Raw genomic sequence first — 11,742 nt, 5'->3', positions numbered from 1 at the left:
ATTATAAATTTTATTGACTATAATTTTAAATAATATTAATATATAAGCTATATTTTGATAAATATAAATAAAGATTGGAGGGTTTTATGTGACAAATTTAATAAAAATATTACAAGAACAAAAAGATTTTTCTGAAACAGAAATAATGATTGCAACATATTTATTAGCAAATTTTAGGAAATTAGCTGGAATGTCAACTAGACAATTGGGTAAAAATACGTATACAAATTCAGCTGCTATTGTGCGTTTTAGTCAAAAATTAGGTTTTAGTGGATATACAGAATTTAGAGTTCAATTTTTAGCTGAAATGATGCAATATATCAATCATCCAAAAGGTGAAGAACTTGTTGTATCAACTAAAGATAGTATACATTCATTAATTGATAAAGTAACAGCTATTGAAATTGATACACTAAAAGAAACAAGGAACATGCTTAATCCAGAAGATTTTTTAAAAGCTCTAAATCTTTTTATAAAATCTAAACATATTGATTTTTATGCTATGGATAATAATTTAGATATAGCAAGAATTGCTTCAGCTGGTTTTATCATGGCTAATAAATGCTCAAGTGTACATTCTCCAATGACTATGCAATATTTACAGGCAACTAGTGCTTCAAAAGATCATTTGGGATTTATCATAAGTCGTACAGGGAATAATCGTATGTTATTAGATATTGCTCGTTTATTAAAACTACGAGGAATTTCCTTTATTTTGATTACAGCATCACCTAAGTCAGAAATAGCTAGTTTAGCAGATGTAGTTTTTTCTGTAGCAAGTGTGAAGCAAATGGAAGAATTAGGACCTAGAGTTTTTCTTTTAGGTGCAAAATATGTTACAGACATAATGTTTACCATGCTTATGACGCGTTTAGATTATCATGATTCGCAACAAAAAGAACAATGGTTAAATAAACATTTTCGTTATTAAGATGAAAATAAAAACTGCTTATTTTGATGTAGATAACATTTAAAATAAGCAGCTTTTTTTATTATTTTGATTATTTTCAAACAATTCGTATCATTGCTACAAGTGAAAAAAGGTTTTTTTATATGATATTGTATCATTGTTTTGTATTAGCCAATATCTATTGAAACAGTATTTTGTTAATGATATATTAAAATTGCCTTAAGGAAAGTTCAAAAAATTATGTATAAGAAAAGGAGAAAATTCTAAATGGATAAACAAAAACTTTTTGATAGCTTTATCGAAGTTATGAGCAAGTTTGCACAAATACGTGCTGTAGTAGCATTACGTGATGGTTTTATTATGACTACACCATTTACTATTTGTGGTTCAGTATTTTTGTTGATTGCAAACTTACCAATTCCTGGATATGGAGAATTTATGGCATCCATATTTGGTAATGATTGGACAGCACCATTTAATGCTGTAGCGGGTGGTACATTTAATGTATTAGCTTTAATTGTTGTAGTCGCAATTACATACAAATTTGTAGGCAATGAAGGTTGCGATGCTAGTATGGCATCTATATTAGCTTTATCAACATTGTTAATATTAATGCCACCATCATTAGTAACTGAAAATGGTCAATTAGTAGGAGATATTATACCAAAAGCTTGGGTTGGTAGTAATGGTGTTATAACAGCAATTATTATAGCTTTTTTTGTATCATATGTTTTCTGTTATTGTGAAAAAAATAATGTTGGTATAAAAATGCCAGATTCTGTACCACAAGGTGTAGCAAGAGCTTTTACTGCGTTAGTACCTGGTATGATATTTTTTACAGTAGCATCTGTTTTATACGGACTTTGTCATTATCTTGGAGCTATTACATTACCGGAATTAATCTTTAAAATTATTCAGACACCATTGCAAGGACTTTCTGATACATTAGCTGGTGGCTCAGTGATTGTTGCTTTACAGGGCATTTTGTTTTGGGCTGGTGTTCATGGACCAAATGTTGTCGGTGGTGTAGTAAGTCCATTATTGATAGCAAATTCTTTAGATAATCAGCATCTTATAGATATGGGTATGTCTCTTATAAATAATCCAGAAGCTAAAATTATAACTATTCAAGTCAATGACGTATTTGTAAAAAGTGGCGGTTGTGGTTTGACATTAGGACTTTTATTATCAGGTATATTTACTGTTAAATCTCAACAAATGAAATCTTTATTAAAAATGGCATTTGTACCAGGTTTATTTAATATAAATGAACCTCTTATCTTTGGTTTGCCAGTTGTATTTAATCCATATTTACTCGTTCCATTTGTGTTAGTACCTTTAATAGCATTATTTGTAACATATTTTTCAATCAGCATGGGCTTCATGTCTCCTTTTAGTGCCGTTCAAGTACCATGGACAACACCTCCAATAATTGCAGGATTTTTACTTAATGGTTGGCAAGGTGCTGTTGTACAGATAATAAACTTAGCTATTTCTACAGCAATATATTTTCCGTTTGTACGAGCACAAGATAAAGCAATGTTAAAAGAAGAACAAGATGAATTAAAAGAAGAACAAGATAAAAAAGAAGAATAATTATTAAATTATTTTTTGAGAGATTGTATATTAGAGAGAATTAATTTTGGGGGCGAATGTATTGATGCTATTAAAGAAAAATAAAGCGTTAGCTATTTCTATGGGAATATTTTTAGGATTAACAGGTACATCTTTTGCGCAATCAACATCTGATGCAGATAAAGTTTCTTCAGAAAATAAAGTTAGTGTTACTGATAATGAAAATATAAATGCAAATGTAGATAGTTTTAGTGATGTTCCTAAAGGTCATTGGGCTTATGAAGCACTTGATTATTTAGCTCAACATGGTGTCATTGAAGGTTATAAAGATGGAACATTTCAGGGAAATCGAACAATGACACGTTATGAAATGGCAAGTATAGTGGCTAATGCTATGAAATCAGATAAAGGAGATATAGGAGATAAAGCTGTATTAAATCAATTAAAAGAAGAATTTAGCGAAGATTTGAAGCAAATGCAATCACAAATTGATAAAAATACATCCGATATTTCCAAATTAAAAGAAGACGCAGAACGTTTTAAAATTAGTGGTTTTGGTAGAGTATCTTGGGATAATGACAATATCAAAGGTTATAATGACCAAAATGATAATAATCGTTTTTATCTTGATTTAAAAGGTAAATTTAAAGTTAATGATGATTGGAATTTTAATTTTGAAAGCGAAACAAATCAACGTTATGCTCGATATGTAACATCCGCTGGTGATGTAAAATATCATGAAGGTCATGGTGATGAGGACGGTGTAATTCAGCGTGTTTGGGCAGAAGGAAATATTGATAAATTACATGTTGATGTAGGTCGTAGATGGCGTGGATTAGGTTTTCAAAATGTTTTATTAGGAAATGAAACAGATGGTATAGTTTTGGATTATCCATTAGATAATAATGGTTTGAAAGCATTAGCATTTTATCAAAAACCAACTGATGCAGGTTATGATTTTGCTATGTACGGATTAGGCGTACAAGGTCCTGTTTCTGATAATTTACAAATTAATTTAGCATATGCCCAACTAGATATTGATAAAAATGAATCTCCAGGATATGACCCATATAATGGAAATAAACCATTAGTAAATACTTTTGGTTCACATGGATTGGTATTGAGTGCAATGTGGAATCCGATGAAAAATATCACACTTATTGGTGATTATGTGCTTACAAATGCTGAAAAAGAACGTGTAGCTGAATGGGCTTCAGATGGAACGCAACATATTTTTGATATTGATGAAAATACAAGTAAATCTATTCGTTTGAATTATCGTTGGACTAACTTAAATGATCCAGGTTCTTTCCAACTTTATACACGTTGGTTTGACTATGGTCGTCATGGAAATATTATGGGTGATGAAGAATGGGGCTTATTGAAACCAGGCTCTAAAGGATGGGTATTTGGTTTTAAATATGTACCAGCCAAAAATATAGAATGGGAAACAATGTATGAAATTGCTGATATGTATAGTGGTATTTATGGAGAAAAAGATCAGCAATATAAACGTGATTTCATTCGTACACAAGTAGATTTCCATTTTTGATAAATAATATTTTAAAGATAATTTTATAGATAAAAGGAGTAATTTATTATGAAAAAGATTGTTTTATTATGTGCATCTGGTATGTCTACAAGTATGTTAGTAAAAAAAATGCAGGAAGCAGCAAAAGCTGAAAATTATGATTGTGAAATAGCTGCCTATTCAGCAGCAGAAGCAGTGGAAAAAGCTTCAGATGCTGATGTAGTATTACTTGGTCCACAAATTCGTTTTTCTAAAGACAAAATTGCAAAAGAATTACCAGGTGTACCTGTTGATGCTATTGAAATGCGTATGTATGGTCGTATGGATGGTAAAGGTGCTTTAGCATTTGCTAAAAGTTTAATGAAAGACTAAGGGAGAGTAAGTAATGGAAGGTTTAGAATTAATAGCATTCGAGATTATTTCTTCTGTGGGAACAGCACGTAGTTGTTATATAGAAGCAATTAGTGAAGCTAAAAAAGGCAATTATGAAAAAGCAGAAGAATTAATTGCTGAAGGTGAAAAAGTATTTATTGAAGGTCATGATAAACACAATGAATTATTGCAAAAAGAAGCATCTGGTGAAGGTAATGTAGTCAATTTATTGATTTTACATGCAGAAGACCAATTGATGAGTGCAGAAGGATTTAAAATTATTGCACAAGAATTTATAGATGTTTATCGTAAAATAAACGTAAAATAAGGAGAATAAAAATGGGATTTCCAAAAGGTTTTTTATGGGGTGGCGCAGTAGCTGCCCATCAACTTGAAGGCGGTTGGCAAGAAGGCGGAAAAGGAATTAGCGTAGCTGATGTAATGACTTTGGGTGGACCAAATAAACCTAGAGAAATTACAGATGGTGTTGTTCCAGGAAAGATTTATCCAAATCATGAAGCTATAGATTTTTATCATCATTATGAAGAAGATATCGCATTGCTTGCTAAAATGGGATTTAAATGTTTTCGTACAAGTATTGCATGGACACGTATCTTTCCTAATGGTGATGAAGTTGAAGCAAACGAAGCTGGTTTAAAATTTTATGATGATCTTTTTGATACACTTCATCGTTATGGAATGGAACCAATTGTTACTTTATCTCATTTTGAAATGCCATATAATTTAGTAACTAAATATGGCGGATGGCGTAATCGTAAATTAGTAGATTTCTTTGTACGTTTTGCAGTTACTGTTTTTAAACGTTATAAAGATAAAGTTAAATATTGGATGACATTTAATGAAATTAATAATCAAAGAGATGTAAATACTGAATTTACAGCATTTACAAATTCAGGTGTACTTTATAAAGATGGTGAAAATAGATATGAGGTTTTATATCAAGTAGCTCATCATGAATTTGTAGCATCTGCATTAGCTGTTATTGAAGGTCATAAAATTAATCCAGATTTTCAAATTGGTTGTATGTTAGCAATGTCTCCAGTATATCCAGCAACTTGTAAACCAATGGACCAAATGGCAGCATTGAAAGAGATGGATCGTACATTTGTTTTCTCAGATGTACAATGCAGAGGACATTATCCAATGTATATATTAAAAGAGTGGGAAAATAAAGGTTATAATATTAAAATTGAAAATGGCGATTTTGATATTTTAGAACGTGGAAAAGTAGATTACTTTGCTTTGTCATATTACATGAGTTTTGTCAGTGAATATGATCCTGAAGGTAAAGAACATATGGGTAAAGAAGTTAAAAATCCATATGTAAAAGCTTCTGATTGGGGTTGGCAAATTGACCCAGTTGGATTACGTTATATGTTAAACGTGATTTCTGAACGTTATGAATTACCAATGATGATTGTTGAAAACGGAATTGGTTTACATGAATATCCAGATGAAACAGGTGTAGTGCAAGATGATACACGCATAAAATATTTCTCTGAACATATTGCTGAGATGAAAAAAGCTGTAGATGAAGATGGTGTTACACTCATGGGATATTGTCCTTGGGGACCTATTGACCTCGTATCAGCAAGTACAGGTGAAATGGAAAAAAGATATGGATTTATTTATGTAGATAAAAATAATCAAGGAAAAGGTACATTAAAACGCGTACCGAAAAAATCTTTTTATTGGTATCAAAAAGTAATTAAAACGAATGGCGAAGATTATTCTATTGAATAAGTGAAGGAGTGTAGTTTATGAGTTTAAAGAAAAAAGCTATTGTTAGTACAATGCTTATGGCATTATCCATTACACCAACAGTAATTCCAAATAGTATAGTAACACCATCTATTGTTATGGCAGCACCAGCTAGCGATGTAAAAGCAAGTGAAGCTTTTGAAGTGAATTTCCAAAATGGAATGCCAAAAGGATTTGAGGCTTCTGATGGATGGACAAATGGATATATGTTCAATGTAAATTGGCATAAAGAAAATGTTACATTTGATGGTGGAAACCTTCAATTAATTATTGATAAAGAAAAAAAAGCTGATAAAATACCATATTCTGGTGGAGAGTTTCGTAGTAAAGATTTCTACGGTTATGGAAAATATGAAGTATCAATGAAACCAATAAAAAATGATGGTGTAGTATCTTCTTTCTTCACGTATACTGGTCCATCTGATAATAATCCATGGGATGAAATTGATATAGAATTTTTAGGAAAAGATACAACAAAAGTTCAATTTAATTATTTCCGTGATGGAAAAGGTGGACATGAATATTTATATGATTTAGGTTTTGATGCATCTGAAAGTTTTCATACTTATGGCTTTGAATGGCATAAAGATAAAATTATTTGGTTTGTTGATGGTAAAGAAGTATATCGTTTGGAAGGAACAACAATTCCAGTAACAAAAGCTAAACTTATGATGAATGCTTGGTGTGGAACAGGTGTAGATGAATGGTTGAATGCATTTGATGATAAAAATTTACCTGTAAAAGCAGAATATCAATGGATAAAATATACGCCATTTACTGAATAAGGAGTTGTCTGATTATGTATAATAAGAAAAAACTCAGTCAAATTATTTTATCTGGATTAATGGCGGTAAGTTTTTCATCGATATCACTACCTATAGAAGCAGCTGATATGGGGCTACATGTTGACCAAGTAGGATATCTGCCAAATTATTCAAAAGTAGCAATGGTAACTGACTCTAATGATACTACTTTTGAAATAATTGATACAAAAGATAATAAAGTTGTATTTAAAGGAAATTTATCTGAACCTAAATATGATAAAATTTCTGAAGAAACTTTACGTAAAGCCGATTTTTCTTCTTTGAATGTACCAGGAACATATATTTTAAAAGTAGGTAATCGTGAATCATATGATTTTGTAATTGGTGATGATGTCTATGATGTACCTATGGTACAAAGTTGGCGTTCATATACTTTATCAAGAACTAATACTGCTATAAATGATGATAAAGTTTCTGGACTAAAATTAGAAGGTGGACACAAGCAAGATAAAGAAGCTCGTGTTTATTTCTCTGATAAATTAAATAATAAAGGTGATAAAATAGATGTTAGTGGTGGATGGTATGATGCAGGAGATTATGGTAAATATATAACAACAGGAGCATTAAGTAGTGCTGAATTATTGTTAGCATATGAAGCAAATCCCGACCATTTCACTAAAGGTCAATTGTTATTTCCAAAAGGCATAGAAAATAATACAAATATGCCAGATGTTTTATCAGAGGTAAAATTTGAACTTGACTGGATGGAAAAAATGCAACGTGAAGATGGCAGTACATTCCATAAAGTATCAGGTTTGACTTGGCCAGGATTGGATATTTCTCCAGATACAGATAAGCAAGATAGATATATTTTTAGTACAGCTACTTCTAGTACAGCTATGTATGGTGCAAGTTTAGCAATAGCTTCACGTGTATATGAACAATATGATAAAGATTATGCTAAAAATTTAAAACAAAATGCTGAAGCTGTTTGGCAATATTTAGAAAAAAATCCTAAACCAATTTATCGTGTTGATGAAGGACAAGAAAATGGTTCAGGCCCATATAATAAAAATACAGATCTTGAAGAACGTTTATGGTTAGCTGCAGAAATGTTTAGAACAACAGGTGATGCTAAGTATGAATCTTATTTGAAGAAAGAGTCTAAACGTTTAACTGATAAACCAAGCTTTTTTACATGGGATGATACTTTAGCTTTAGCACAATTTGCATATGCTAAATCTAATAATGCAGATAAGCAACTTCAAAATAAAGTTATTAATGCTTTAAGTAGTTATGCAGACGATATTTGTACAAGTATAAAAACAGATGGTTTTAATTGTTCTTTAAAAGAAAATGAATATACATGGGCTTCAACTAAAAATGCTTTGACTAAAGGTGATATTTTATTAATGGCATATCAAATTAAGCCAAAACAAGAATATTTAGAAGGAGCACTAGCACAAATTCATTATCTTTTTGGAAGAAATTCACTTGATAAGAGTTTTATGACTGGTGTAGGAGATAATCCACCATTACATCCACATAATCGTATCCATGAAAGCACAGGAGCTTATGTTTCAGGTCTTGTTGTCGGTGGACCAAATCATGTTATAGGTGGAGATCCAGACCAAACAGAATACTTGAATAGTGGAAATATTCCTATAGCAAAATCTTATCTTGACGTGGTAGGTTCTTGGTCTACAAATGAATATGCTATAGATTATATTTCATCTGCTGTTTATGCTTTATCTTGGTTTGCAGAACCAGATTCAGTTAAAGTTGAAGATTTAAAATATAATAAGTAAATAAAAATTGCTTTCTAATAATTAAATTAGAAAGCAATTTTTTTATACATATATTTATAAAACAAAAAAAGCTCCGATAAAATCGAAGCTTTAATCTACAAAATGGTGGGCAGGGATGGATTCGAACCATCGTAGCCTACGGCGACGGATTTACAGTCCGTTCCCTTTAACCACTCGGGCACCTACCCATTACAAATGGTGACCTTGGCAGGACTCGAACCTGCGACCTTTTGATTCGTAGTCAAACACTCTAATCCAGCTGAGCTACAAGGCCATTTGTTTATTGCTCTCACAAGCAACTTCTATATAATAGCATAGATATATTTTTTTGGCAAGTGTTTTTTATAAATTTTTTTTAAGAAAAAGAGTCTTCACCAAAACGCATATATTCTTTGCGATATTCAGAAGGCGTCTCTCCAATGTATTGTGTAAATAATTTAGTGAAATAAGGAGCATGTTGAAAACCTACAGTATAGCTAATATCTGTTATACTCAAAGAAGTTTTTCTCAATAATGTACATGCTTTACTTAGACGATATTGTTGTAAATATTGACTAGGACTGATTTTTAAATATTTTTGAAATAATTTAAAGACATATGTTCTGTCGATATTATTGGCGGTAGCAATATCAGAAATACTGATATTGTCAGCATAATTTTTGTGAATGTAATTTAAAATAGCATTGAAATAAACTTCTGTAGTTGAAAGTTCTGCTTTTTGTTTTAAGCGTAAATGATTACCAAGATAGTCAAATAATAAAAAAGTTGTAGAAATACTTTTAAAATAACGTTCTCGTTGAAATTCTTGATAAATTTTTTCAAAAAGATTTTTAAGATGTGTATCTAATTCATTATGAATAATATACGTTTCTGGGCTTAATCCGCACATGCTTAAAAGTTTGTGAATTTGCTTTCCTCGTAAACCGATCCAATGATAACTCCAAGGATTTTCAGGTAAAGGATAATATTTGTTTTTTGTATAAGGCGGTATCATAAAAATATCGCCAGCTTTAATATGGTTTTGTTTATCTTCGATTTGAAAAATACCTTCACCGGCAATGCAATAATGAATTACCCAATAATCAATAGGAACAAATTCATAAGGTTTAGTTGGCTTACATTCTTCATAACCACATTCATAGAGGTGGAAATCTTCGCTTATAGGATTGTTGTTGAATAAAACACTTACATCATTTTTAAAGATTTTTCCCATAAAAACACCTTCAATATTTTTATTTGAGTATATTATAAGAAGAATTCTTGAGATAGTCAATGCACCTCTGTCAACATAAGTATAAAAAATCAACAAATATATATTTTAAATATAATATTTTATCAACATAAATATAAAATATTTCAACATAGCTGATAGAGTCTGATAAGGGCAAATGCTATAATAATAATCGAAGTAAATACGTATATACTTGATAAAAAGATTGATAATTTGTTATTTTTATTATCTTTTATTTATTAAATTAAAAAGAATAATAAGAATATACAGAAAAGGAGAATTGTTATGGATAATCAAAGAGCGAGATTAGGTCAAATAGCTTTAATGATGATGACTTTTTCGGCAGTATATACTTTTCCAAGTATTATTAATAATAGCATACAAATTGGATTAGCTACTATTCCAGCTTATATATTTGGTTCTGTTTTTTATTTCTTACCATTTATTTTGATGATGAGTGAATTTGCATCAGCAAACTCTGATAAAGAATCTGGTATTCATAGTTGGTTAGAATGCGTTTTAGGTTCTAAATGGGCATTTTTAGGTGCATGGTGTTATTTCTTTGTAAATTTATTCTTCTTCGGTTCTTTATTGCCACAGACATTAATTCAAGGTTCTTATGCACTTTTTGGTACGAACGTTTTTGTGGGTGATAATTCTACATTGATTATTGCATTAGTTTCAATAGTGTTATTCTGGATTGCAACATATGTTTGTATCAAAGGTGTAAGTTGGATTTCTATTGTTACAAACTTAGCAGGTAGTGCCAGATTATTCATGGGTATAGCGTTTGTTATCTTAGCGTTTATCGTAGTATTTGGTTTAGGTGAAGCTCCTGCACAAGAATTTTCTATGGAAACAATCACTCCAAGATTTGATTGGACTTTCTTTATGACTATGGCTTGGGTTTTACAAGCTTGTGGTGGTGGTGAAAGTATTGGTGTTTACATAAAAGATGTAAAGGGCGGTAATAAAACTTTTATAAAGGTAATGGTATTATCCACTATCTTTGTTGGTTTGATGTATGTATTAGGTTCCATTGCCGTAGGTTTAGTAGTTCCTACAGCTGCATTACAAAATAACTTTGCTAATGGTATTTTTGATGTATTTAAAATTTTAGGTACACATTTTGGTATTCCAGGCGATATCATGGTTCGCTTAGTAGGTGTAATTTTATTCTTAGGAAGCTTAGGTTCTTTAGCTCTTTGGACAGCAGCTCCAGTAAAAGTATTCTTTTCTGAAATTCCAGAAGGTATTTTTGGTAAATGGATTGTAAAAACTAATCATGAAGGTAACCCAACAAATGCTTTAATTGTACAAGGTATCGTAGTTAGCGTATTGCTCATTATTCCAGCTTTAGGTATCGGAAATATGGATAGCTTCTTACAGATGCTCATCAACATGACAGCAGCAACATCTTTATTACCAGTATTATTATTATTGATTGGTTATATCGTTTTACGTTGGAAAAAAGACGATATGGATAGAAGCTTTAGATTTGGTAGTAGAAATTTTGGTATCTTTGCAGGTGTATTCTTATTACTTGTATTCATTTTCGTATTCTTCATGTCTACAGTTCCAGACCCAACATTAATCATGCAATATTTAGATGGTACATTACCTCAAGATGCAGCAAATCCTATTTTAACACTGGTTTATAACGTATTAGGTGTAGTAGTATTTATGGGTATTGCTTGGATTTGTTGGAACCGTTATGAAAAGAAATTAAATCAAAAATAATAAATAAATTTAGATATTATTTAGGAGGA

At 30.9% G+C, this 11,742-nt stretch carries 10 protein-coding genes and 2 tRNA genes; 9 read left to right on the top strand and 3 right to left on the bottom strand.

From position 1 onward, the window contains the following. Positions 1-88 precede the first annotated feature (88 nt). The 8 genes from BMX03_RS01415 (at position 89) to BMX03_RS01380 (ending at position 8,742) form a co-directional block, all read left to right on the top strand. Positions 89-931, top strand: coding sequence for a MurR/RpiR family transcriptional regulator (locus tag BMX03_RS01415; RefSeq protein ID WP_008538822.1), 843 nt, complete (start codon positions 89-91; stop codon positions 929-931). 246 nt (positions 932-1,177) lie between these two features. Beyond that, positions 1,178-2,506, top strand: coding sequence for a PTS sugar transporter subunit IIC (locus BMX03_RS01410; protein ID WP_091693335.1), 1,329 nt, complete (start codon positions 1,178-1,180; stop codon positions 2,504-2,506). Positions 2,507-2,570: 64 nt separating this feature from the next. Beyond that, positions 2,571-4,037 carry an S-layer homology domain-containing protein gene (locus tag BMX03_RS01405; RefSeq protein WP_091693385.1) on the top strand — a complete coding sequence of 489 codons (1,467 nt, stop codon included), beginning with the start codon at positions 2,571-2,573 and terminating at the stop codon, positions 4,035-4,037. 48 nt (positions 4,038-4,085) lie between these two features. Continuing rightward, positions 4,086-4,388: a PTS sugar transporter subunit IIB gene (locus BMX03_RS01400; RefSeq protein ID WP_008538815.1), complete on the top strand. Its 303-nt coding sequence runs from the start codon at positions 4,086-4,088 to the stop codon at positions 4,386-4,388. A gap of 13 nt (positions 4,389-4,401) precedes the next feature. Further along, the gene (locus tag BMX03_RS01395; RefSeq protein WP_075555167.1) at positions 4,402-4,716 is read left to right on the top strand and encodes a PTS lactose/cellobiose transporter subunit IIA; all 315 of its coding nucleotides are present in this window, start codon (positions 4,402-4,404) and stop codon (positions 4,714-4,716) included. An 11-nt stretch (positions 4,717-4,727) separates the two neighbouring features. Further along, a complete protein-coding gene (locus BMX03_RS01390) occupies positions 4,728-6,152 on the top strand; it encodes a 6-phospho-beta-glucosidase (RefSeq protein ID WP_008538813.1) in 1,425 nt (474 codons plus the stop codon). 17 nt (positions 6,153-6,169) lie between these two features. After that, positions 6,170-6,955, top strand: coding sequence for a beta-glucanase (locus BMX03_RS01385; RefSeq protein WP_008538812.1), 786 nt, complete (start codon positions 6,170-6,172; stop codon positions 6,953-6,955). Between the two features lie 14 nt (positions 6,956-6,969). After that, a complete protein-coding gene (locus BMX03_RS01380) occupies positions 6,970-8,742 on the top strand; it encodes a glycoside hydrolase family 9 protein (RefSeq protein WP_091693333.1) in 1,773 nt (590 codons plus the stop codon). Positions 8,743-8,845: 103 nt separating this feature from the next. Here the strand turns inward: BMX03_RS01380 and BMX03_RS01375 are convergent. From BMX03_RS01375 to BMX03_RS01365, 3 genes are all read right to left on the bottom strand, one after another. After that, positions 8,846-8,930 (bottom strand) — tRNA-Tyr (locus BMX03_RS01375). 8 nt (positions 8,931-8,938) lie between these two features. Beyond that, positions 8,939-9,016: transfer RNA gene (locus BMX03_RS01370), tRNA-Arg, on the bottom strand. Positions 9,017-9,097: 81 nt separating this feature from the next. Next, positions 9,098-9,955, bottom strand: a complete 858-nt coding sequence (locus BMX03_RS01365) for a helix-turn-helix domain-containing protein (protein WP_008538804.1) — start codon at positions 9,953-9,955, stop codon at positions 9,098-9,100. 303 nt (positions 9,956-10,258) lie between these two features. On the opposite strand from BMX03_RS01365, the gene BMX03_RS01360 reads away from it, so the two are divergent. After that, positions 10,259-11,713 (top strand): amino acid permease, encoded by a 1,455-nt coding sequence (locus BMX03_RS01360; protein ID WP_015562901.1) that lies wholly within the window; start codon positions 10,259-10,261, stop codon positions 11,711-11,713. Positions 11,714-11,742 lie beyond the last annotated feature (29 nt).

The sequence above is a fragment of the Megamonas sp. Calf98-2 genome (assembly GCF_900110235.1).
Lineage (GTDB): Bacteria > Bacillota > Negativicutes > Selenomonadales > Selenomonadaceae > Megamonas > Megamonas funiformis.
This window is presented reverse-complemented; position numbering and strand designations above follow the sequence as displayed.

Bases quoted from the DNA above. Each gene is read 5' to 3' on its own strand.
- BMX03_RS01390 (WP_008538813.1), top strand. From the start codon at position 4,728: ATGGGATTTCCAAAAGGTTTTTTATGGGGTGGCGCAGTAGCTGCCCAT.
- BMX03_RS01410 (WP_091693335.1), top strand. From the start codon at position 1,178: ATGGATAAACAAAAACTTTTTGATAGCTTTATCGAAGTTATGAGCAAG.
- BMX03_RS01380 (WP_091693333.1), top strand. From the start codon at position 6,970: ATGTATAATAAGAAAAAACTCAGTCAAATTATTTTATCTGGATTAATG.
- BMX03_RS01360 (WP_015562901.1), top strand. From the start codon at position 10,259: ATGGATAATCAAAGAGCGAGATTAGGTCAAATAGCTTTAATGATGATG.
- BMX03_RS01385 (WP_008538812.1), top strand. From the start codon at position 6,170: ATGAGTTTAAAGAAAAAAGCTATTGTTAGTACAATGCTTATGGCATTA.
- BMX03_RS01365 (WP_008538804.1), bottom strand. From the start codon at position 9,955: ATGGGAAAAATCTTTAAAAATGATGTAAGTGTTTTATTCAACAACAAT.
- BMX03_RS01405 (WP_091693385.1), top strand. From the start codon at position 2,571: ATGCTATTAAAGAAAAATAAAGCGTTAGCTATTTCTATGGGAATATTT.
- BMX03_RS01400 (WP_008538815.1), top strand. From the start codon at position 4,086: ATGAAAAAGATTGTTTTATTATGTGCATCTGGTATGTCTACAAGTATG.
- BMX03_RS01395 (WP_075555167.1), top strand. From the start codon at position 4,402: ATGGAAGGTTTAGAATTAATAGCATTCGAGATTATTTCTTCTGTGGGA.